The 22,847-nt window shown below is 55.4% G+C and carries 22 protein-coding genes and 1 pseudogene; 13 read left to right on the forward strand and 10 right to left on the reverse strand.

From position 1 onward, the window contains the following. The 3 genes from BEI65_RS12470 to BEI65_RS12480 form a co-directional block, all read right to left on the reverse strand. Positions 1-111 (reverse strand): hypothetical protein (locus BEI65_RS12470; RefSeq protein ID WP_157765448.1); only part of this gene is annotated, 111 nt, incomplete at its 3' end. 18 nt (positions 112-129) lie between these two features. Beyond that, complete coding sequence (gene tal, locus BEI65_RS12475) at positions 130-1,080, reverse strand: transaldolase (protein WP_099063618.1); 951 nt, start codon at positions 1,078-1,080, stop codon at positions 130-132. A gap of 297 nt (positions 1,081-1,377) precedes the next feature. Beyond that, the gene (locus tag BEI65_RS12480) at positions 1,378-1,971 is read right to left on the reverse strand and encodes a lytic polysaccharide monooxygenase (RefSeq protein WP_099063619.1); all 594 of its coding nucleotides are present in this window, start codon (positions 1,969-1,971) and stop codon (positions 1,378-1,380) included. A gap of 405 nt (positions 1,972-2,376) precedes the next feature. Between BEI65_RS12480 and BEI65_RS12485 the strand changes: the two genes are divergently transcribed. Next, positions 2,377-3,318, forward strand: coding sequence for a LysR family transcriptional regulator (locus tag BEI65_RS12485; RefSeq protein ID WP_099063620.1), 942 nt, complete (start codon positions 2,377-2,379; stop codon positions 3,316-3,318). Between the two features lie 96 nt (positions 3,319-3,414). On the opposite strand, the gene BEI65_RS12490 is transcribed toward BEI65_RS12485, so the two are convergent. Beyond that, positions 3,415-4,914: a glycosyl hydrolase family 18 protein gene (locus tag BEI65_RS12490; RefSeq protein WP_099063621.1), complete on the reverse strand. Its 1,500-nt coding sequence runs from the start codon at positions 4,912-4,914 to the stop codon at positions 3,415-3,417. Between the two features lie 297 nt (positions 4,915-5,211). On the opposite strand from BEI65_RS12490, the gene BEI65_RS12495 reads away from it, so the two are divergent. The 5 genes from BEI65_RS12495 (at position 5,212) to maeB (ending at position 9,073) form a co-directional block, all read left to right on the forward strand. Beyond that, the gene (locus BEI65_RS12495) at positions 5,212-5,538 is read left to right on the forward strand and encodes a phage holin, lambda family (RefSeq protein ID WP_099063622.1); all 327 of its coding nucleotides are present in this window, start codon (positions 5,212-5,214) and stop codon (positions 5,536-5,538) included. After that, entirely contained in the window at positions 5,528-5,929 is a 402-nt protein-coding gene (locus BEI65_RS12500; RefSeq protein WP_099063623.1) for a M15 family metallopeptidase, read from the forward strand. Before BEI65_RS12495 ends, BEI65_RS12500 begins: the two co-directional genes overlap by 11 nt. Continuing rightward, positions 5,926-6,309: a DUF2570 family protein gene (locus BEI65_RS12505; RefSeq protein WP_099063624.1), complete on the forward strand. Its 384-nt coding sequence runs from the start codon at positions 5,926-5,928 to the stop codon at positions 6,307-6,309. Before BEI65_RS12500 ends, BEI65_RS12505 begins: the two co-directional genes overlap by 4 nt. Next, positions 6,299-6,463 carry a hypothetical protein gene (locus tag BEI65_RS26980; protein ID WP_165367294.1) on the forward strand — a complete coding sequence of 55 codons (165 nt, stop codon included), beginning with the start codon at positions 6,299-6,301 and terminating at the stop codon, positions 6,461-6,463. Before BEI65_RS12505 ends, BEI65_RS26980 begins: the two co-directional genes overlap by 11 nt. A gap of 330 nt (positions 6,464-6,793) precedes the next feature. Continuing rightward, complete coding sequence (maeB, locus tag BEI65_RS12510) at positions 6,794-9,073, forward strand: NADP-dependent oxaloacetate-decarboxylating malate dehydrogenase (RefSeq protein WP_085118056.1); 2,280 nt, start codon at positions 6,794-6,796, stop codon at positions 9,071-9,073. Positions 9,074-9,122: 49 nt separating this feature from the next. Here maeB and mmuM read toward each other — a convergent pair whose 3' ends face one another. Further along, complete coding sequence (gene mmuM / locus BEI65_RS12515) at positions 9,123-10,061, reverse strand: homocysteine S-methyltransferase (protein ID WP_099063625.1); 939 nt, start codon at positions 10,059-10,061, stop codon at positions 9,123-9,125. Next, entirely contained in the window at positions 10,048-11,460 is a 1,413-nt protein-coding gene (gene mmuP / locus BEI65_RS12520) for an S-methylmethionine permease (protein WP_099063626.1), read from the reverse strand. The genes mmuM and mmuP overlap by 14 nt, the downstream gene beginning before the upstream one ends. Positions 11,461-11,654: 194 nt before the next feature. Between mmuP and BEI65_RS12525 the strand changes: the two genes are divergently transcribed. The 4 genes and pseudogenes from BEI65_RS12525 to BEI65_RS12540 all read left to right on the forward strand — a co-directional run bounded on the left by BEI65_RS12525 (position 11,655) and on the right by BEI65_RS12540 (position 17,995). Continuing rightward, the gene (locus tag BEI65_RS12525; RefSeq protein WP_099063627.1) at positions 11,655-12,488 is read left to right on the forward strand and encodes a ChaN family lipoprotein; all 834 of its coding nucleotides are present in this window, start codon (positions 11,655-11,657) and stop codon (positions 12,486-12,488) included. 119 nt (positions 12,489-12,607) lie between these two features. Next, on the forward strand, positions 12,608-13,408 hold the full coding sequence (locus BEI65_RS12530) for an energy transducer TonB (protein ID WP_099063628.1): 801 nt from the start codon (positions 12,608-12,610) through the stop codon (positions 13,406-13,408). A gap of 76 nt (positions 13,409-13,484) precedes the next feature. Continuing rightward, positions 13,485-15,620: pseudogene (locus tag BEI65_RS12535) on the forward strand (S9 family peptidase). Between the two features lie 131 nt (positions 15,621-15,751). Continuing rightward, positions 15,752-17,995, forward strand: coding sequence for a TonB-dependent receptor domain-containing protein (locus tag BEI65_RS12540; protein WP_099063629.1), 2,244 nt, complete (start codon positions 15,752-15,754; stop codon positions 17,993-17,995). 17 nt (positions 17,996-18,012) lie between these two features. Here BEI65_RS12540 and BEI65_RS12545 read toward each other — a convergent pair whose 3' ends face one another. The 3 genes from BEI65_RS12545 to amiA form a co-directional block, all read right to left on the reverse strand. Further along, on the reverse strand, positions 18,013-18,468 hold the full coding sequence (locus tag BEI65_RS12545; protein WP_099063701.1) for a YaiI/YqxD family protein: 456 nt from the start codon (positions 18,466-18,468) through the stop codon (positions 18,013-18,015). Further along, positions 18,468-19,388: an oxygen-dependent coproporphyrinogen oxidase gene (gene hemF / locus BEI65_RS12550; protein WP_099063630.1), complete on the reverse strand. Its 921-nt coding sequence runs from the start codon at positions 19,386-19,388 to the stop codon at positions 18,468-18,470. Before hemF ends, BEI65_RS12545 begins: the two co-directional genes overlap by 1 nt. Positions 19,389-19,457: 69 nt before the next feature. Beyond that, positions 19,458-20,357, reverse strand: coding sequence for an N-acetylmuramoyl-L-alanine amidase AmiA (gene amiA / locus BEI65_RS12555; protein WP_085118040.1), 900 nt, complete (start codon positions 20,355-20,357; stop codon positions 19,458-19,460). A gap of 205 nt (positions 20,358-20,562) precedes the next feature. Between amiA and BEI65_RS12560 the strand changes: the two genes are divergently transcribed. After that, entirely contained in the window at positions 20,563-20,988 is a 426-nt protein-coding gene (locus tag BEI65_RS12560; protein ID WP_099063631.1) for a GNAT family acetyltransferase, read from the forward strand. Positions 20,989-21,031: 43 nt separating this feature from the next. Here the strand turns inward: BEI65_RS12560 and BEI65_RS12565 are convergent, their stop codons facing one another. Then, a complete protein-coding gene (locus tag BEI65_RS12565) occupies positions 21,032-21,430 on the reverse strand; it encodes a YgiW/YdeI family stress tolerance OB fold protein (RefSeq protein WP_012146173.1) in 399 nt (132 codons plus the stop codon). 174 nt (positions 21,431-21,604) lie between these two features. On the opposite strand from BEI65_RS12565, the gene BEI65_RS12570 reads away from it, so the two are divergent. Next, positions 21,605-22,069, forward strand: coding sequence for a DUF2919 domain-containing protein (locus BEI65_RS12570; RefSeq protein ID WP_099063632.1), 465 nt, complete (start codon positions 21,605-21,607; stop codon positions 22,067-22,069). A 129-nt stretch (positions 22,070-22,198) separates the two neighbouring features. Then, the gene (locus BEI65_RS12575; protein ID WP_099063633.1) at positions 22,199-22,783 is read left to right on the forward strand and encodes an RpoE-regulated lipoprotein; all 585 of its coding nucleotides are present in this window, start codon (positions 22,199-22,201) and stop codon (positions 22,781-22,783) included. The last annotated feature ends 64 nt before the right edge of the window (positions 22,784-22,847 follow it).

Genomic DNA, 22,847 nt, shown 5'->3' on the forward strand with positions numbered 1-22,847 from the left:
GGCGATGTCCGCCATGCCCATAGGTGCACCCGGGTGGCCGGAATTTGCTTTTTGTACGGCGTCCATGCTGAGTGCGCGGATGGCGTTGGCGAGTTCTTTACGAGCAGACATTACGGGACTCCAGAGTGATTACAGTTCAGCGGCCAGCATGTCTTCCAGCTTTTGCTGGTCAACGGCGAACAGACGGATACCTTCGGCCAGTTTTTCAACCGCCATGGCATCTTGATTGTGCTGCCAACGGAATTCGGCCTCGGCCAGCGGGGCAGGTTGATGGAAACCTTCGGTAGATGGCGTCAGTTTGCGTTCTACCGGTTGATCGCTTTGCTTGAGCTGTTCCAGCAGGTTCGGTGCGATAGTCAGGCGATCGCAGCCGGCCAGCGCCAGAATTTGCTCTACCTTGCGGAAGCTGGCACCCATGATCACCGTTTGATAACGGTGCTGCTTGTAGTATTCATAAATGCTGCGGACTGATTCCACGCCCGGATCCTGCTCGGCGTTATAGTCAGCAGACGGCTGTTTGGCCTGATACCAGTCATAGATACGGCCAACGAAAGGTGAAATCAGGAACACCCCGGCTTCGGCACAGGCGCGGGCCTGGGCGAAAGAGAACAGCAGCGTCAGGTTGGTGTTGATGCCTTCTCTTTCCAGCTCCTCGGCGGCTTTGATGCCTTCCCATGTGGAAGCCAGTTTGATCAGAATGCGCGACTTATCAATGCCCTGTTGCTGATACAGGCCAATCAGTTTACGCGCCTTGGCCACGCACATACCGCGGTCGAAGGACAGGCGGGCGTCCACTTCGGTGGAGATGCGGCCCGGGACGCTTTTCAGAATTTCGACGCCGATGTTGACCGCCAGTTTGTCGCAGGCGTTAATCAGTTGGGTTTCTTTGCTGCCGCCTTGCTGACGGGCATAGCTCAGGGCTTCGAGGATCAGTGGCTTATATTGAGGCAGTGCAGCGGCCTTCAGGATCAGGGAAGGGTTGGTGGTGGCATCTTGCGGTTCGAACTGGCGGATCGATTCGATATCGCCACTGTCGGCCACAACCGTAGTTAGCTGCTTGAGTGCGTCTAATTGATTCATTTATAAGCTCCTTGACCTAACGTCAATGTAGGAAATGAGAACGTTTTCCATCGTAGGCTGAACACACTGCATCAGAAGCCCGAAGATTAAAATGCGCTTTTTCTGATTGTTGCAATGGACAAGAACGATGGATCCTCTCCAAAACCAGGCGGGCTGCGGCTTTGCGCCGGTTGTTCGGCAGCGGGAAGCCGAATTTAGCCTGAGGGGGAACAATAAGAAACATGCGCTGTGACGATCTATAAAGCAATAAAAAAGGGTTCAGCACCCGGCTGAACCCTGTGGTATTCCCCCTCCTTATTATTTGCTCAAGTTAACGTCAATCGCCTGATAGAAGGCATTGGCCGTATCTGCTACATCCCACACGGCGAGGATCACGTGCGAGCCGCTACGGTCTGCCGGTATGTTGCACTGGTGGGTGACCTGTGCGGCAGGGATTGCAGCGCCGTCGTTCTGTTGGCAGAACGGTGTGAGGTCAAACGACGCACGGGTCAGCGGTTGTGAAGCATCCCAGTTTGGCTTGGTAATGAAATAACGCCAGCTGGTGGTGCTGTGACGAGCCGTCAATGTCCAGGTGAAGGAATTAGGCCCGGTGTGCAGGTTGATCTTGTTCCAGCGGGTCGGCGTTTGCTGATCCAACTCGAAGAAGGTGGTTTTGTCGGCGCTGGCGATATGCCCATCCGCCGGACCGGCCTGCGGGAAGCCTTTCAGCCCTTCAACGCTTTGCGGTTCGTATTGCACGCTGCCGCACTGGGTATTGAGCTGCAGTTTGCACTGGTAGGAGCGGCTGGCCGGTGTTTCGACATAGCCGTGGGCGGCAGCCTGTTGTGAGACGCCGCACAGTGCAGCACTCAAAAGACCAAGGGACATAAGGGTACGGGAAGTCGTGTTCATAAGTCACTCCTGACTGAAGTTGTTTTGTAAGTTGGGTTTATTTCACCGGTGAAATGAGAGGTTATTAACGAAATTAAAAACATCATTCTTGGCGGCTTGTTTTATTTTTACTCTTAGTCTCGCTCGTCAGGATGGAATGTTTTATAGGCTATTAACTAAAATTATTATGATGATTGTCTTTTGTTTCCTGGTTGAATTTATTTAAACGCTGCTGTCTAAAAAATCGGCGTCATGATGAATTTTATTTAAAGGATTGATGAATAGTCTTTCAGATGACGTTCTCCGATATGGAGTATATTGCTTGTGGTTTGACTTACTCTTGTGTGACTTGAACGACTTTTACGCGCCAACCACTTGGGAATTTAGTGTCAATTTTTTCTTATTTTATTTCAAAGAGGAATTTGTATGACTAGATTATCCCTGGATGCGATTAAAATAATCAGCACCATCAAAAGTACCGGCTCTTTCTCAATGGCGGCGGAGGCATTGCATAAAACCCCGTCGGCAATCTCTTATCGGGTTTCCAATATTGAAAGTAAACTCTGCGTGAAACTTTTTCACCGTAATGGCCCGATGATTACCCTGACAGATGAAGGGGAATTCCTGTTGCAAGAGGGCGGCTGGATTTTAAATGCGGTGCAGGATCTGGAGAGTAGGGTAAGAAACATCCCAAAACTCGATAATAATATCCGCATCGTCGTCGATAATTTCTTTCCGTTGGAAACTATCACCCAGGATATCCGCGACTATATTGGGCACAGTCCGAATGCCAACATTTCCGTACAGCGTGAAGCGCTGAATGGCACCTGGGATGCCCTGAAGAATAACCGAGCCGATTTGATTATCGCCATCGGCCAGATCCCGGACAGCGTACAGGCCAAGACGCTGATGCTCGGCAAGCTGAATTTTGTGCTGTGCGTTTCACCTTCGCATCCCTTTGCGGCGCAGAAAAAGCCGGTGGATAAAAACCAGCGGTTAAACGATATCGTGGTGGTGATTGCCGACAGCAGCCACGAGCTGCCCAAGCGTAACCACGGCACCATGCCGTTGCAGCGCCAACTGGTGGTGTGCGACGTTGAAAGTAAGCTGGCGTTGTTGAAGCGCGGCATTGGCCACGGCTTCCTGCCACCGGCACTGATAGAAAAAGAGCTGGCGAGCGGTGAACTGGTGACGGTGCCGGTTGATATGCAAAAAGGTGACGAAATGATTTGGCTGGCCTGGCATCCGGCCAGCAAGGGGGCCGGGTTTACCTGGTGGCATGAGCGGCTGACGCGCAAAAGCGACGTATTTAGCCTGATGGGGCGTGAAGTGATACGTGACGGGGGTTACCCTTGGTGTAACAACTGAGGGAGTAGCCACGAAGGGATGCGAAAATTAAATGTTTAATGCAGTAAAAACCCCGTTGCCATCGGCCCCGGGGTTTTTTTATCGGATAACCTGCTGTTACGCCACGCGGCCCACTTTCAGCCAGGCGGTATCGGAGCCGGGCACCGACGTGATGTAGCCCCACTTGGTCTGCCAGACGTAGCCCAGATATGACACCAACGCCCCCTGGTTATAGGTGGTACCGGCAACGTAGGCCGGGGCGCTCATGATCGGCAAATTACCCGGGCCAACGCCGGTATAACGCAGGCCGGTGCCCATATCCAGTTGGCTGTCATCGTAGTCCGTCGCGTTGAAATAACGGTCCAGCGACGCCAGCAGATCCCCGTTACGGTTATCCTGGCCCAGGTGCCAGAACATCACGCCGCCCAACTGCTGCTGTTTGATGTACTTCGCCTTGTATTTGAAGCTTTCGACGTCGTCATAGGTGACGAACAGGCCATTGGCCGCGTGATACAGGTACGGCGTTTTGGTCTTGTCGTTCCACAGGCGCTGATAGCCGTAGTTGCCCAAAAGCATCTGTTCCAGTTGGCGGTAGGAGGCAATGCGCGGATCCTTGTCGCGGACACACTCTTCACAGCCCACCAACCAATAGTCGGTGCCCGGGAACGGATCTTCGCCCGGTGTGCTGTGGCTGCTGTACTGGCCGCCGTTGCTGCCGCTGACGCCCTTGAACTCACGGCCATAGAACGGCACGCCCATGACAATTTTGTGGCTCGGCACGCCTTCCAGCATCAGGTGCTGTTGTACTGCGGCGTCCACTGTCAGGCTGAACGGGCTGGGGAAGGCGCGGGTCAGCTCTTCCCAGCTCCAGCCCAGGTTGGCTTCACGCAGCGCGTTGTAGAAGGTTGGCCCGGCGCTGTCGCCGAACAGCCCGGCCTGATGGTTGGTGATCTTTTCCCATGGGCCGGCCAGATCGTAGGTCATCAGGTTGATGTAATCGAGCGAGGCGACGATCTGCGGCAGCTTGCTGTAGTAACGCGACAGGAAGAACGCGCCACCGGCGCCGGCAATGGTCAACTGATAAGGCAGTGCCTGGCGGCCGTCGGCCTGAGTCTGCTGGTTCAGCAGGGTACGGATTTCCTGTAGCGCGGCGACAAAGCCATCCACCTCGCTGCTCTGCGGGTATTCCCAGTCAATGTCTACGCCGTCAAAACCGTAGTCTTTCATGATGCGAACACAGGATTGTGCGAATTTGGTCCGCGCCGCCGGGGTTTTCACCGCATTGACATAGTTGGCATGGGAAACCCCCAGATCGTTGGAGTAATACCAGCCGCCGATGGAGAACATAATGCGCAGGTTGGGGTTGTGCGCTTTCAGCGCGGTTAACCGGCCGACCACGTCGCGCGCCTTGGCGTCGTTAGTGGCGGGATCCCAGGCGCATTCCAGATTGCTGTTAATGTCGAGGAACGAGAAATTAATGTGGGTCAGCTGTTTGGCCTTGGCCGGCGTGATGTTTGACACCGGGAAGGGCACGATTGAAGTATCAGACTCGGTATAGTTATTAATTTGGTTGGTTGGAATGAAATAATAACCAATAACGGCTTTACGTTCGGACATGGTATTTCTCCAGGGTTGAGGTTTTTTTGTTATTGAGAGCTATTCTCTCGCCGCTATTAATGTTTATTTTTCTGATAAAGAGAAGTCGAAATAAATCACAGTAAAGATGAATTTTTTATCAATGCATCCTGTTATTTACCTGAGCTTGTTGTGCTATGGCTGAGCATGAATCAATTTGACCTTAGAGGCTATATTTATTCATTTGCTTTGTTATAGCATCCTTAACTAGATTCTGATGGTACCGATATCCCACCGGCCGTGATGGGCAGTTTATTAAAATAAAATAGGAGTGTAGCTATGTCCAGCTTAGAGCCAGACGCTGTTGGCTTAATTATCCAGCGAGCATGTGAATATCTGCAGCCGGTGATGAATGCCATTTTGGCGGGCATCATGGCGCTATTACATGGCGCCTACCGCAACGTAGGTATGCGGCGCCGGCTATTAAATGCAGGCATGTGTGCATTATTGGCCTGGACGGTACGCGATGCGTTGGCGCTGACCGGGCTGGAATTAAAATGGGCGAACCTTGCCAGCGTGCTGATTGGTTTCCTTGGGGCCGATTATATCAGCGCATTAATTAAAAAAATCATTGGAAAAAAGACGGGGTTTAAAAATGATAAATGAAATTGAGGACATTCAGTTTACCGCCCGCAGCGAGGCGAATTTAATCGGCGTTCATCCGGATCTGGTGCGGGTGATAAGGCTGGCGCTGCATTACTCGCTGGTGCCGTTTTCCATCACCGAGGGGCTGCGCACCATGGCTCGTCAGCGTGATCTGGTGCGCGGTGGTCAAAGCCAGACGCTGAAAAGCCGTCATTTGACCGGCCATGCGGTGGACGTGGTGGCGATGCCGGCGGGCGTGGTGTCCTGGGAATGGGATTATTACGCGCAAATCGCCGTAGCAGTGCGCCGTGCGGCACGCGAATGTGCCGTCAGCGTTGAGTGGGGCGGGGAATGGAAAACGCTGAAGGACGGGCCGCACTTCCAGCTTTCCTTCAGGGATTATCCGGCATGAGCGGCTTGTTGAGCCGGCTGGTGCAGGGGGGATGGCTGTTGTTGTTGTTGGCAGCCATCTGCCTTGGCGGCTATAGCTCGCTGTTGTCGCACCGGCTGGAATTGGTGCAGCAGCAGGCGGGTGAACAGCAAAAGACCCTGGCGCAGCAGGCAGGGTTGATTGCCACGTTGCAAATTCAGGATGCACAGAACCGGGCGCTGATGGCGGCCCAACAGCAGCAGGAGCAGCAGTTGCGCCAGCAAAGCGACGTTTATCAGAGGAAATACCGTGAAGCGATCAAAAATGACGCCTGCGCTGGGCAGCCTATGCCTGATGCTGTTATTGAGCTCCTGCGCCCAACCGCCGCAGGCAGCAGTGCCGGTGGTGCTGTTGCCCCCTGAATCGGTGTTTACCCCGTGCCAGCAGCCGCAGTTATTGGGCAGTACCTGGGGCGACGCGCTGAGTTACACCCTGGCACTACAAACCTCGTTACAAATTTGCGCCGGCCGGGTGGCAACGCTCAACGCCTGGCGTGCCCAACTGCCGTCGCACTGACGGCACTCAGGCTACTGATAATGTCCGATATTAGGGAGAGCGTGCCGAAGGGGTCGTAGCAGCCTTGGCTGCCGGAGCGCCCCTCGGTGCGCTAGGCCCGGGTATCTCGAGCTAAAAAACAACTTTGTTATCAAACTCACTAGCGTCGCACTGACGGCAGTGTTTTTCTTTTCCGTCCTGTGGTACTTCTTTTTTTACTTTTAAAAAACTATTTCGATCAAGGTTATGGCCCGGTTCAAAGTTTGTGACGTTTCTCTCACTATACTGGTCTAGCCTTAAAGGTTTACAAGTCTTACCTCAACATAAAAGCAAAAAGCATAGGAACCCATAATGGACGAACAGCTCAAACAGAGTGCGCTTGATTTTCACCAGTATCCGGTCCCAGGGAAGATCCAGGTATCTCCAACCAAACCGCTGGCAACGCAACGCGATCTGGCGCTGGCCTACTCGCCGGGCGTCGCAGCCCCTTGTCTGGAAATTGCTGCCGATCCGCTGGCGGCCTACAAGTACACCGCGCGTGGCAACCTGGTGGCGGTGATTTCCAACGGCACGGCAGTGCTCGGGCTGGGCAATATCGGCGCCTTGGCCGGTAAGCCGGTAATGGAAGGGAAAGGCGTCCTGTTCAAGAAATTTTCCGGTATCGACGTGTTTGATATCGAAGTGGATGAGCTAAACCCTGACAAGCTGATCGACATCATTGCCTCTCTGGAGCCCACCTTCGGTGGCATCAACCTGGAAGACATCAAAGCGCCAGAGTGTTTCTACATCGAGCAGAAACTGCGTGAACGCATGAAGATCCCGGTGTTTCATGACGATCAGCACGGCACCGCCATTATCACCACCGCCGCAGTGCTGAACGGCCTGCGGGTAGTGAAAAAGAATATTTCCGACGTGCGGCTGGTGGTTTCCGGTGCCGGTGCCGCGTCGATCGCCTGTTTAAACCTGCTGGTGGCGCTGGGGTTGCGTCAGCAGAACATTACCGTCTGCGATTCCAAAGGGGTGATCTACAAAGGTCGCGACGCCAACATGGAGCAGACCAAGGCGGCCTACGCCATTGAAGATAACGGCCAGCGGACGCTGGGGGACGCGATCCCCGATGCCGATATCTTCCTCGGTTGTTCCGGCCCGGGCGTATTGACCCAGGATATGGTGAAAACCATGGCCAAGGACCCGCTGATCATGGCGCTGGCCAACCCGGAACCGGAGATCTTGCCGCCGCTGGCGAAAGCCGTGCGTCCGGACGCCATTATCTGTACCGGCCGTTCCGACTACCCGAACCAGGTGAACAACGTATTGTGCTTCCCGTTCATCTTCCGTGGCGCGCTGGACGTGGGCGCAACCACCATCAACGAAGAAATGAAGCTGGCCTGTGTGCATGCGATTGCCGATCTGGCATTGGCTGAGCAGAGCGACGTAGTGGCTTCGGCCTATGGCGACCAGGACCTGTCATTTGGCCCTGAATACATCATTCCAAAACCTTTCGACCCGCGTCTGATTGTTAAAATTGCTCCGGCGGTCGCCAAGGCGGCGATGGAGTCCGGCGTGGCGACGCGTCCGATCGAAGACTTTGACGCCTACGTCGAAAAACTGTCCGAGTTCGTCTACAAAACCAACCTGTTCATGAAGCCGATTTTCTCCCAGGCGAAGAAAGAAATGAAGCGCGTGGTGATGGCGGAAGGCGAAGAGGAAAGGGTACTGCATGCGACTCAGGAACTGGTGTCGCAGGGGCTGGCCTATCCAATCCTGGTCGGTCGTCCGAGCGTGATTGAAATGCGCCTGAAAAAACTCGGCCTGCAACTGACGGCAGGTAAAGACTTTGAAGTGGTGAACAACGAGTCCGATCCGCGTTTCAACGAATACTGGGGTGAGTATTACCAGATCATGAAACGCCGCGGTGTATCGCAAGAGCAGGCGCGCCGTGCGGTGATTGGTAACCCGACGCTGATTGCCGCCATCATGCTGCATCGCGGTGAAGCGGATGCGATGATTTGCGGCACCATCGGCAGTTACCACGAACATTACGACGTGGTTGAGAAAGTGTTTGGCTTCCGCGAGGGGGCACACGTCGCCGGGGCGATGAATGCGCTGCTGCTGCCAAGCGGTAACACCTTTATTGCCGACACCTATGTCAATGACGATCCTACCCCGGAACAACTGGCAGAAATCACCCTGATGGCGGCGGAAACCGTACGCCGCTTCGGTATTGAGCCGAAAGTGGCGCTGCTGTCCCATTCCAGCTTTGGTTCCTCCGATAACCCGGCGGCCTGCAAAATGCGCAAAACGCTGGAGCTGGTGAACAAGATGGCGCCGGAACTGGAAATTGACGGTGAGATGCACGGCGATGCCGCGCTGGTAGAGAGCATTCGTAATGATCTGATGCCGGACAGCCCGCTGAAAGGGGCGGCCAACGTGTTGATCATGCCGAATATGGAAGCGGCGCGCATCAGCTACAACCTGCTGCGCGTCTCCTCTTCCGAAGGGGTCACCGTAGGGCCGGTGCTGATGGGGGTATCGAAACCGGTACACATCCTGACGCCAATCGCCTCGGTACGCCGTATCGTCAACATGGTGGCGCTGGCCGTGGTAGAAGCGCAGACCACACCGCTGTAAGCCTTTAGCGATAAACCGCCCCCTGACGCCCTCGGCGCAGGGGGTTTTTTTATGCCTTGCAGCTGGCCGCGATCTGACGGATATCCTGCGGCGTAGTACGGCAGCAGCCACCAATCAGTCGCGCACCGATGCCTTGCCACTCGCCAATTTGATCAATCAGGCTGCCGTGTGCGCCGCCGCAGGCATGCCAGGTTTTGCTCACCGCGTCGTAGTGTTCACCGGAGTTCGGATAGACCAGCAGCGGTTTGTCAGCCAGGGCGGCAAACTGTTGCAGTGCCGGGGTTACATTTTCCAGTGCAATGCAGTTAATGCCGATGGCCAGCACCTGTGGATTGGCGTGTAACAACGCGATGACCTCAGTCAGCGGTGTCCCGTCGCTGAGGTGTTGGCTGTCGCGCAAGGTGAAAGCGAACCAGGCGCCCAGCGTCGGGAATTCTTGTAACAACGTCAGCAACGCCTGCAGTTCGCTGAAGGACGGCAGGGTTTCGCAAGCCAGTAAATCCACCCCGGCTTCGGCTAACGCCTGGATACGCGGGCGGTGGAAGGCGATCATCTCTTCCTGCGGCAGTGAGTAATCGCCGCGATATTCAGACCCATCGGCCAGATAAGCGCCATACGGCCCCACCGAGCCGGCAATCAACAAGGGGGCAGCTTGCGGATGCTGCATCAGGTAATCACTGCGCGCCTGCTGCGCCAGTTGCACGCTTTTGGCAATCAGCGCCAGTGACTGCGCTTGATCCAGACCCCGGCGTAAAAAGCCTTGCGGCGTGGCCTGATAGCTGGCGGTGATGGCGCACTGTGCCCCCGCTTCGAAATAATCGAGATGCACCTGATAAATCAGCTCAGGGTTTTCAATCAGCACTTTTGCCGACCACAGCGGGTCGCTGAGGTCACAGCCGCGCGCTTCCAGTTCGGTAGCCAGCGCGCCGTCTAAAATCAGCGTGCCGTTAGCGGCCAAGAGGGGGGCTACGGGGTTATTGACCGACATGATTCTCTCCCAGTGAGGTTTTTTGCCCGGCACGGCGGGTCAGATAATAGGCGATGTAGCACAGGGCGACAAACGGCAGGCCACAGTAAAGCGCGATGCGCTGCTCGGGATCGAACGCCAGCCCGACACAGGCCAACAGGCACAGGGCGAAACCGACAATCGGTGTGAGCGGATACCCCGGCGCGCGGTATTTCAGGCCGGAGATCGGCTGGCCGCTGCGGACATAATGACGGCGGAAAGCGAAGTGCGAGGCACAGATGCTTAACCAGACCACCACCACCGCAAAGCCGGAAATCGCCGACAGCGCCACGAACACCGTGTCCGGGGCGATCACGCTGGTCAGCAGTGCCAGTACGCCGCCGAGCATGCTGAAGGTCAGCGCATTAATCGGAATGCCGCGTTTATTCACGCGGGAGAAATAGGCCGGCAGAGTACGCTGGTTGGCCAGCGACCACAGCATGCGGCCCGAAGCGTACAGGCCCGAGTTAGCCGCCGACAAAATGGCGGTCAGGATCACGAAATTAAAGATGTCGGCGGCATAGGGTACGCCGATGCGTTCAAACACCAGTACAAAGGGGCTTTTGACAATCCCGGCCTGATCCATCGGGATCAGCGCCGCCAAAATAAACACCGTGCCGATAAAGAACAGCATCAAGCGGATCACCGTGGTACGTATCGCCCAGGGCACCACCTTTTCCGGGTTCTCGGTTTCGCCGGCGGCAATGCCGATCAACTCAGTACCGGAGAAGGCGAAGTTCACCGCCACCATGGTCATCAGGATCGGCAAAGTACCGTTCGGCAGCCAGCCGGAAGCGGTCAGGTTATGCAGGAAGGGCGCCGGGGTGCCGTCTTTCATCGGCAGCAGGCCGAACATCGCCGCACCGCCGAGAATGATAAACGCCAGAATAGTGATCACCTTGATCAGCGAGAACCAGAATTCGCTTTCAGCAAAGAAGCGGGTGGTGACCACGTTGAGCAGGAAAATAGCTGCGCAGAAGATCAAACACCACAGCCACACCGGTGATTGCGGGAACCAATACTGCATGCAGAAACCGGCGGCGGTCAGGCTGGAGCCCAATGCAACCGTCCAGGTCAGCCAGTATAGCCAGGCGACGGTGTAACCGGTGGCCGGACCAAGATAACGTGAAGCATAGACGTGGAAGGCACCGGTTTCCGGCATCGCCACCGACAGTTCCCCCAGACACAGCATCACCAGATAGACCACCAGCGCGCCGATCAAGTAGGCCAGCAGGGTGCCGAGAGCGCCGGTGGTGGAAATGATATAACCGGTGTTGAAGAACAGTCCGGTGCCAATCACACCGCCTAGCGACAGCATCACCAGATGCCGGGCTTTCATGGTGCGTTTGAACTGTCCTTCGGTGGGAACGGCTGAGTGCATAATTTCTTGTCCGTATAGACGTCTGGGCTGCTAAGTGGCTATTGGTTATACCCGCAATACTTCATGAAATCAATGTGTGAGCGAAAACCATAAAGTAAAAAAATAGTTATCGACGTCTCAGGATCGGGTGCGACCTATATGCAAATGATAATTATTATCTATAATGTCGCCACTTTTTATGACAGGGCAGCATCATGAGATTTCTGATTTTATTGACCGTGCTGGCGCTCGGCGCCTGTAGTCAGGCCCCGGTTTCCTCACCAAAAAATACCCTCGACAAGCTGGGGAAAATAACCGACTTGCATACGGGGGAAACCCTGACGCCTGACCAACTGCTGACCCGTTTGGCCGCTCAGCCACGGGTTATCGTTGGGGAAAAACATGACAACCCGTATCACCACCAGATTGAACTGTGGCTGGTGCAAAACCTGCCGCAGCAACGGCCGCAGGGCAGCGTGCTGATGGAGATGATTAACCCGAATCAGCAGGCCAAGGTAGATCAGGTGAAGCACTGGCTGCAGGGCAGCCCGGCGGTACGCGACAGCCGTGTGGCGGAGTTGATCGACTGGCAGCCAGGCTGGAAATGGTCGCTGTATGGCGAGCTGACGATGGTGGCGATGCGCGCACCGTACCCGCTGTGGTCGGCCAACCTGGATCGCGATGAGATCATGGCGTTTTATCAGCAGCCGTCTTTCCCACAGGGCCAACTGTCGGTGCGTCCGACGGTGCAGAAGGCACTGGAAGAAACTATCCGTACTTCGCGCGGTGGGAAGATTGAACCTCAGCAGCTGCATGCGATGTTGGCGATCCAGCAGCAACGCGACCGGCGCATGGCTGAACGTTTGCTGGCGGCCCCGACGCCGACGCTGCTGATTGCCGGCGGCTACCATGCTGCCAAGACGGTGGGGGTGCCGCTGCATGTGCAGGATCTGCAGCCGACGGCGTTGCCGACCGTGTTGATGCTGGCTGAACCTGGTGTGCAGCTCGATAAGCAGGTGGCGGATTACCTATGGGTTACCCTGCGATAACCCCTGAGGTTAAATGATTAAGTTAAGACAGTGAAAAGAACTGTTAATACAAATTACAAATGATTATCATTAGCAAATGAGATCTAAAATCATTCGTAATTAAATAGTCTAATATCCCTATGTTAAGTCAGTCTTTATCTTACCCGGCCGTCGCTCTGCCGCAGCCGCGTTGGGCTCGTGGTTTTCTGTGTGCGATAGCGGCACATGCGGCGCTGGTGCTGCTGTTTTACTGGCCGTCTTCGTCGTTGCCGCCGATGCAGTTGCCACCACCGGCGGTGATGATGAGTTGGGCTGCGCAGATTGAGGCATCGGATAGCCCCAGGCCGCTGCCGTTGGGCGTGCAACAGGCGGAGTCCGCAGCGGCACAACCGGCCGAACAGCAGGAACAGCCGGACTTGCCGAAGTTGGCGCGGGCTGAAAAGACCAAAATTAGCGTGGCTGAGAAAAAGCGGACCGAACACCGGCCACCGCAGAAAGCTCAGCCGAAGCCGGAAGAGCAGGCGAAAGAAGCCAGGCACGCCGCCGCGTCCAGCGCCGCAGCGCCGAAAGCGCTGAATATCTCCCGGCAGACGGCAGCGCCGCTGAACAGCGATTCCGCAAGCCGCGTGCAGGCCAAGCTGTCGTGGGAGAGTCAGGTGAAGGGAATGCTAAACCGCATCAAACGTTATCCGCCGGATGCGCAGCGTCGTCGCCGTAGCGGTATGCCGCAGGTGTCTTTTTTTGTGGATGCGCAGGGGCGGGTTTTCGATCTGGTATTGCATGCCCCGTCGGGCACTGCCTCGCTGGATCGGGAGGCGTTAGCGGTGGTGATGCGAGCACAACCGCTGCCACCACCACCGGGCGAGATGCTGCGGCAGGGTAATGTACAGGTGACGATGCCGATTGATTTTAATCTGGCGGCATTGAACGCCAGCCAATAATTTATTCCGTGAGCAGCGGCCTTGGTTTATCTAAACCAGGGGCGGGGTTGCTTATGCCAAACCATCGTGAGGGATTATGAAACATCCATTTCTGTCGGTTCGTCGTCGTTGGCGTACGGCCGCCTATGCAGCGATTTCATTGAGTTTATTGGGGCAGGTAGCCTGGGCGGAACCACTGGCACCCAGCGCTGAGATTATCCCGCATTCGTTAACCGCTCAGGGGGAAACCCGGGTGGATGATTATTATTGGCTGCGCGACGACAGCCGCCAGAATAAAAAGGTGCTGAATTATCTGACGGCGGAAAACCGTTATACCGAGCAAATGATGCAGCCGTAAAAAAAACTGCGCGATACGCTGTATCAGGAAATGCTGGGCCGTATGAGCCCGGAAGATCGCTCGGTGCCTTATCAGCTTAACGGTTATCGCTATCAGGAAAGCTATGCGGCGGGCAAGGATTTTGCCCTGTATCAACGCCAGGCTTTGACGGCCGATGCGCCATGGCAAACCTTGCTGGACGCCAATCAGCGCGCTGTGGGCCAGGATTATTATCGTCTGGCCGGGTTGGAGATCAGCCAGGATAATCGGCAGATGGCGATCGCTGAAGATTTGCAGGGGCGCAGGCAGTACCGTATCTCATTGCAGGATATCGATAGCGGAAAATGGGCTCCGGAAGTGATTGAAAATACCTCCGGTGATATGGCGTGGGCCAATGATGGCAAGACGCTGTTCTATATCCGCAATCACCCGCAGACCTTGCTGCCGTATCAGGTTTATCGTCATCAATCCGGCACGCCGGTCACGGACGATAAACTGGTGTATCAGGAAAACGACGGCGGTTTTTATCTGAGCCTCGGCCGATCTTCCTCACGTGACTACGTCATTATTAGCATCAGCGGCAATACCACCTCGGAGGCGCGGCTGATCGATGCTAATCAGCCGCTGAGCACCCCGGTGTTGTTCGCTGCGCGCAAGAACGGCCTCGAGTATTATTTGGATCACTATCGCGGTGAGTTCTATCTGCGCTCCAACCACCAGAGCCCGCATTTTGGCTTGTATCACACCGCGGCGGTCGACAAGCCGTGGCAGACGCTGATAGCGCCGCAGGAAAAGAACGAGGTTGAGGGCTTTACCCTGTTCCGCGACTGGCTGGTGGTGAAGGAGCGTGGCGAGGGGCTGGTGCAACTGCGGCAAATCAGTTGGGACGGTAAAACTCAGCGTAGTATTCCGTTCGATGACGCCAGCTATATGGCCTGGCTGGGTTATAACCCCGATCCGGACAACCCGCAGTTGCGCTACGGCTATTCGGCGATGACCACCCCGACCCGGACTTACCAATGGGATCTCAATAAAGGCGAGCGCACCCTGCTGAAACAGCAGGAAGTGAAGGGGGTGGATCCCAGCCAGTATCATAGCGAGCGGGTGTGGATTCAGGCGCGTGACGGTGTGAAGGTGCCGGTCTCGCTGGTCTACAACAAAGCAATGTTCAAAGCGGGGCACAGCCCGCTGCTGGTGTACGGTTATGGTGCTTACGGCATGAGCATGGATCCGGCCTTTAGCGCTAACCGCATCAGTTTGCTGGATCGCGGTTTCGTTTATGCGTTGATCCACGTGCGTGGTGGCGGTGAGTTGGGGCAGAACTGGTACCAACAGGGCAAACTGATCCATAAGCCGAACTCCTTCAACGACTTTATCGATGCCACCCAGGCATTAATCCAACAGGGGTATGGTCAGCCGGGGCGGATTTACGCCATGGGCGGCAGCGCCGGTGGACTGCTGATGGGAGCGGTGATCAATCAGGCACCGCAGTTGTATAACGCGGTGGTGGCGCAGGTGCCTTTCGTTGATGTGCTGACCACCATGCTGGACGACGGCATTCCGCTGACGGTCGGTGAATACGAGGAGTGGGGCAACCCGAATCAAGCGCAGGCCTATTCGTTGATGAAGTCCTATAGTCCCTACGACAACGTGCGTAAGCAGGCCTATCCGAACCTGCTGGTCACCAGCGGCCTGTATGACTCGCAGGTGCAATATTGGGAGCCGGCCAAATGGGTCGCCAAACTGCGTCGCTTTAAACAGGGCGATTCACTGTTGCTGCTGGCGACCGATATGACGGCTGGCCACGGCGGAAAATCTGGCCGTCTGACGCGGCTGGAAAGTAACGCGCTGGAATACAGCTTTATTATGGCGATGGATCAGAAAACACAGAAATAACCATTACCACCGTCGGGTAATAAACCCGACGGTTTATTAAAACTATAAAAAATGAATTTACCGTCGATTTCGGCGGACTTTTTGCTGGGCATTGTCGGCCACCAAATCTTTTTGGCAATTTCTGGGGATATATGAAAATCAAATTAATAGTAAGCCTGATCGGCGCGGGAATAGCGCTGAGCGGGATGGCGACGGCTGCGCAGAACGGGGTTGAAGAGGGAAAGGGCCAGGTGGTTTTCAGCCCATTGAATGTTTCGGCGGCAGAGAGCAGTAACAGTAGCAGTGAAAAAGAAGCGCTGGAAAAGCCCGGAGCTTTCAGCTCACGCGGGGAAAATAAGAATCTGGAGTCGGTAGACAGCATCCTGCGCAGCATGCCGGGTACCTATACCCAGATAGACCCAGGCCAGGGTTCGGTCAGCGTTAATATCCGTGGCATGAGCGGCTTTGGTCGTGTTAATACCATGGTTGATGGCATCACCCAGAACTACTATGGCAGCTCACCCAGCGACGCGGCGCATGGCGGCCTGCCTACCAGTCAGTTTGGTGCGCTGATCGATCCCAACTTTATCGTCGGCGTTGATGTGGCTCGCGGTAATGCGACGGGGTCCGCGGGTGTTAATGCGCTGGCAGGCAGCGCCAACTTCCGCACGATTGGTGTGGATGACGTGGTGTTTTCGGATAACCCCTTTGGCGTGCGCACCAAATTTTCTGTAGGCAATAACGGTATTGGCCGCAGCGGTATGATCGCCGTGGGTGGGAAAACCGACGCATTCGGCGACGGCGGTAGTTTGGGAGCCATGGCGGCTATCAGCGGCAGCTCCATCACCTCTAATTATAAGAACGGCTCAGGATTTGACAGTGAAGAGTTTAATGTCGATAAAACCTATCGCCAGAATCCTAAATCCCAGTTATTCAAAGTGGATATTAAACCTGACGCCTTTAATAGCATTGAACTGTCAGCCAGAACTTATCAAAATAAGATCACCCGACGCCATATCGACAGTAATGACTTTTATATTAAATATCATTACGCCCCGTTTTCAGAGCTGATTGACTTTAATCTGACGGCCAGTACCAGCCGGGGTGAGCAGAAGTTTATGTCCGACAATATGGCGGGCTTTAGCGACAGCACAGCGAAAAATATCTCCGACGCGCTGGATGTGAACAATACCAGCCGTTTCAGCCTGCAGGAGGTTGATTTTGCCTTCAGCTACGGTGGCAAGCTGATTCGCAACGAATACAAGAAACATGCCTCCGGTCTGGTGACAGACGAGGGCCAGGCGGAAAGCTCGCCGGTCGGCATTGCAGGAAAACAAAATATTGCCAGTATTTACAGTGGCCTGCAGCTTAATTACGGCATCTGGCAGGGTAACTTTGACCTAAACTACAGCGCCTATGATATTTCCGGCTATAAACCCGCCTGCGATGAGCGCGTCGCCTGCTTCCCGCAGGGGGCCAGTAACATCAATTTGAAAGAGCATGGCTTTAACCCGGCGGTGATGTTGTCCGCGCAGGTAACGCCGTGGTTGCAGCCGTTCGTCAGCTACAACAAATCCATGCGTGGGCCGAATATTCAGGAAGTATTCTTCGCCAACAGCGGTGGGCAGTCGATGAACCCGTTCCTTAAGGGGGAAACGGCAGAAACCTGGCAGGCGGGTTTTAACGCCAATGCGCATGACCTGCTGTTTAAACAGGACAGTTTCCAGCTCAAGGCGGTGTATTTTGAATCGAAAATCAAAAATTACATTTCCAGCCAGAGCTACATGGTGTGCAGCAATCGCCAAAAATGTAATCGTGCCCAGACTAGTCAGGAGGAATGGGATAACGCCGATGTGAATGTCGCCATGACTATGTACAGCAACTCTTACGAGCCAGTCAGGTCACGCGGGGTGGAAGTGGAGGCGATGTATGATGCCGGTTTTGCTTACACCAAACTTTCTCTGAGCAAAGAACACACCAGTCAGCCGACCAATCAGGCCAGCAATGTGTTCGGTGCCGGTGACATTAGCGAGTTACCGGAGTTGTACTTCACGCTGGATACGGGGGTGCGTTTGCTGGATGAGAAATTGACGCTGGGCGGGCTGGTGAAATATACCGGCAAAACGGTGCGACTTTCTCCCGACTCCAACGTTGATGAGAATGAACAGTTGATGAAAGAACCGGCACCGCATATCCCAACGGTTATCGACCTGTACAGCACCTATCAGTTCAACCGCAATCTGCTGTTGAAATTCAGCGTGCAGAACCTGATGGACAAAGATTATTCCGATGCATTGAACAAGATGAACGCTATGCCGTCGCAGTCGCAGGATTTATCACCGACCAACACCGCCCGCGGCCGAACCTATATCTTCGGCGGGGAGGTGCGATTCTAAGCGCAATGCGGGCGCAGTTACTGCGCCCGTTTGGCCTGTTGCAGCCACTTGTCCAACTCGTTGGCGAACTGCTGACGGTCGCGCTGGTTCAGCGTATTCGGCCCGCCGGTCTGGATGCCGCTGGAGCGCAAAGTGTCCATAAAGTCGCGCATGTTCAGGCGTTCACGAATGGTGTCCGGGGTGTAGCGTTCACCGCGCGGATTTAGCGCCACCGCCCCTTTCTCTATCACCTCTGCTGCCAGCGGAATATCGGCGGTGATCACCAGATCGCCTTTCTCACAGCGGCGTACGATTTCGTTATCCGCCACGTCAAAGCCGGCCGGCACCTGCAGGGTGTGGATGTGTTTTGACGGCGGCGTTCTCAGTGGCTGGTTCGCGACCAGTGTCACCGACATCGCAGTACGTTCTGCCGCCCGGAACAGCACTTCCTTGATTACGTTCGGACAGGCGTCTGCATCAACCCAAATCTGCATCATTCTGGCTCCTTCAGCCAATCGCGCACCGGCAGGAAATCACGGTACAACGCCGCTTCCGGGCTGTCTTCTGCCGGTTGATAGTTGTATTCCCAGCGTACCAGCGGCGGCATCGACATCAGGATGGATTCGGTACGGCCACCGGTTTGCAGGCCAAACAGAGTGCCCCGATCCCAGACCAAATTGAATTCCACATAGCGGCCACGGCGATACAGTTGGAACTGGCGCTCGTGATCGCCCCAGCTTAGCGCCTTGCGTTTCTCTACGATTGGCAGATAGGCCTCGAGGAAGCCTTCGCCCACCGCCTGGGTAAACGCGAAGCAGGTGGCGAAGTCCGGGGTGTTCAGATCGTCAAAGAACAGGCCGCCGATGCCGCGTGCCTCGTTGCGGTGCTTGATAAAGAAATAGTCGTCGCACCACTTTTTGTATTTGGGATAGACCTGTTCACCGAAGGGCGCACACAGCTGCTCGGCGGTGCGGTGCCAGTGAACGGCGTCTTCTTCGAAGCCATAGAACGGCGTCAGGTCAAAACCGCCGCCAAACCACCACACCGGCTCTTCACCCGGCTTTTCCGCAATGAAAAAGCGCACGTTGGCGTGGCTGGTGGGAATGTAGGGGCTGCGCGGATGGATCACCAGCGAAACGCCCATCGCCTGGAAGCTGCGTCCGGCCAGTTCGGGGCGATGCGCGGTAGCGGAAGCGGGCAGGGTGGCACCGGAGACGTGTGAAAAATTGACACCCGCCTGTTCGAACACCGCACCGTCGGTCAACACCCGGCTGCGGCCACCGCCGCCTTCTTCACGCGTCCAGCGGTCTTCGTTGAAAACGGCGCCGCCGTCGGCCTGGGCCAACTGGCTGCAGATGCGGTCCTGCAGCGTCAGCAGGAAGGATTTTACTTCTGCGATGGTCGATAAACTCATACGGGAAAATTCACAGCGTCTGACTGAACAAGCCGCAGAGTATACCTTTATTCATCGCGACTGGCAGTATCAGCCGGGTTTTCGTTGGTGGGTATCGTAATAGCTGAAGAAGCTGATCACCCCGTCGGCAATGGCGCGGGCGATTTTTTCACGGAATGCGGTGGTGCCCAGCAGGCGCTCTTCGGCCGGGTTGGTAATGAACGAGGTTTCGACCAACACCGACGGGATCGACGGGGACTTCAGCACCGCGAATGCCGCCTGTTCCGTGCTGTTGCTGTGCAGGTGGTGCACCGGACGGATTTGGCCAAGCACGTGGCGGCCGAGCGTCAGGCTATTGTTGATGGTGTCAGTCTGCACCAGATCGAACAGCACCTGTTGCAAATAGTTGTCCTGGTTTTTGTATTTGCCGCCGGCCACGTCATCAGCCGCATTCTCACGGTTCGACAGGTAGCGCGCCATGGCGCTGCTGGCGCCGCGGTTGGATAAGGCGAACACCGAAGCGCCCGAGGCTTCCGGGCTGGTAAAGCCGTCGGCATGAATCGAGATAAACAGATCCGCCTGGTGCTGGTGGGCAATCTCCACCCGCTGGAACAAGGGAATAAACTCGTCTTCTTCCCGCGTCAGGCGAACTTCGACATGTTCCTGCTCGTGCAGAATGCGGCGGACGTGGTTGGCGATCTCCAGCACCACGTGCTTCTCCTGTGAGCCTTCACTGCCGACTGCGCCGGAGTCGATACCGCCATGACCGGGATCGATCATCACCAGCCTTTTGCTGCCGGAGGGTTTAGGCGCTGGTTTAGCGGTCGGTTTGGGATGTTGGTTGCGCAGCATGCCGCCAGACTCGGCTTCGGCAGTGTGGCTTTTGCTGCCAAGTAACACCAATGCCAGACCGGAGAGCAGTAATTGACGTCGCGTGGGGGAAACAGAAAGCGGCTTAAAATTGAGGAATTGTTTAACCTGCTTTTTCATAACGCTACGCTCCATCGACAAATTCTATTTTGCGATGTTATATCGTATTGATAATCATTAATCGACCTGATAACTATGTCCATTTATTACTCGTGTTACCGGTGATTTCTACATAATTGAGGGGGGAAATCGCAGTTTGATATTGCGTAAGTGAATAATCACGCGATAATCAGATAAACATCTTAATTAACAGCGGCGAACATCGATGGAAATTCGCGTATTTCGACAAGACGACTTTGAAGAAATCATTACCCTGTGGGAGCGCTGCGATCTGCTGCGTCCGTGGAATGATCCTGAGATGGATATTGAGCGCAAATTGAATCACGATCCGGATCTGTTTCTGGTCGCCGAAGTGGGCGGAGAAGTGGTGGGTTCAGTGCTGGGCGGTTACGACGGCCATCGTGGCTCGGCGTATTATCTGGGGGTACACCCGGATTATCGCGGGCGGGGCATCGCCAATGCGTTGATTAGCCGCCTCGAAAAGAAGCTGATTGCGCGCGGTTGCCCGAAAATCCAACTGATGGTGCGGGAAGATAACGATACGGTGATCGAGATGTACGAGAAGCTCGGTTACGAAATCCAGAACGTCACCAGCCTGGGCAAACGACTGATCGAAGATCAGGAATATTGAGTGGTACTTTGGGCGGTGAAGCTTCACCGCCCTTTGCTACCGGTTACGGCAGTTTTTTGATGTTCTTCACATCCACTTCGACACTGCTCCAGTCTTTATCCACTTTCCCTTCCAACTGCACTTTATCTTTCGGGGTGATGGTCTGGCCGTTCCAGCGTTTTCTGTCGATCTCTACCGTCAGGGTGCCGCTGGCATCGCGGAAGGTATAGGTGTCGTCACCGACGCGCTGCTCAATGTTGCCCTGCAGCATCACCCAGGTGTCATCGCTCATCGACTTAACCTTGTCCACGGTGGTGAGTGCGGCGCTGGGGCCGGAGAAGCCGCCTTGCTGGGTGTTTTGCGTTTGCGTCTGCGGTGCTGCAGGATCGAGGAACCCACCTTGCTGTGCCAAAACCGGTGCGCTGCACAGAGCGATTAATGCGGCCAGGGTATATTTTTTCATTTGAAGCTTCCTTATCTCAATCGAGAATCAAAGCCCTGCCAATCAGGACTGCTGGTTTGATGGGGTTAAGTAAAGCATGAAAATCTTAAGGGGTTCTTAAGCATGCGCATTGAAAACCATAAATCGGGCTCCCATTTGAAGGAGTAATCAAATGAAATTGGCAAGGAATCGACGTTGAAGCCACTCTCCCCCCATTTTTCCCCCGACGATTACGATCATCACGGCGCGTTGCGTTTGCCGCTGTGGTTTTGGGGCGTGCTGGTTTTACAGGCCCGCACCTGGATCCTGTTCGTGATGGCCGGTGCCTCACGTCAGCAGGGGGAAGGGCTGCTGCAGCTGTTTTATCCGGATACTCAAAGGTTTTGGTTCGGCATCATATTGGGGCTGCCGGCGGCACTGGCATTTTTGTTAGCCCCGCGCCGTCATCAGTGGCCACGCCTGTGGCGAGCCTGGCGTTGGGTACTCTGCCTCTCGCTACTGGCGGCGCTGGGCGGTTCGCTGTTCAGCCTGTGGCAGCAGGCCGACAATCAGCCGCTGCTGGAGGCTGTTCTGGTGCTGCTTGATGCGTTGGCACTGGCCTGTCTGCTGCTGAGTGAGCGCCTGAAAGCCTGCTTTACCGTGCAGGACGAGGAGGGGTAATTGCCGCTGGCTGCGGCACTTTTCCTATTTTCCGCACTCCAAGCTCGCAACCGATGGCGAAGCGTGTGCAGTTATGAGAGGCTGACACGCAGCAAAACGCCGAGCGCGCTTGATATTAAGGAGTTAGAGATGAATATTCGCCCCCTGCTGTTAGGGCTCCCGCTGTTACTGACCGGCTGTTCGACGATGTCCAACTTCTCCTGGTCGAGCCTGTCACCGCTTAACTGGTTTGGCAGCAGTCTTGAGGTCAGTGCCAAGGGCGTTGGTGAACTCAATGCCGGCACCCCAATGTCGGAAAGCGCCATTAACGACGGGCTGAACGGCGATTACCGCCTGCGCGGCGGCATGGCTACCAGTCAGGGCCAGATTGTTTCTTACTATCAGGCGATGGACGGCAACGACGTGAAGCTGGTGATCACCGGTGAACCCAAGGGCCAAGTGCAGCGTGTGGACGTGATGGACAGCAAGGTCGCTACCGAGTGGGGCAGCAAACTCGGCACGCCGTTCAGCGACCTGTACAGCAAGGCGTTTGGCGCCTGTAAACCGGCCGATGGCGATGATGCCGGCAAGGTAGAGTGCGTGGCGGAGCAGAGCAAGTACGTCACCTACATCTTCAGCGGTAAATGGGCCGGTCCGCAGGACATCATCCCGCCGGATGACACGCTGAAAAGCTGGACGGTCAGCAAGATCATCTGGCACGCCAAACCTCAGTAAAACTTTCTTTTTGGGCGCCCAATCCGCGGCGCCTCCGCTCCCCTCATCATGACGGATATCCTTA

Source organism: Serratia sp. BW106 (genome assembly GCF_002607755.1).
Classification (GTDB): Bacteria; Pseudomonadota; Gammaproteobacteria; order Enterobacterales; family Enterobacteriaceae; genus Serratia; species Serratia proteamaculans.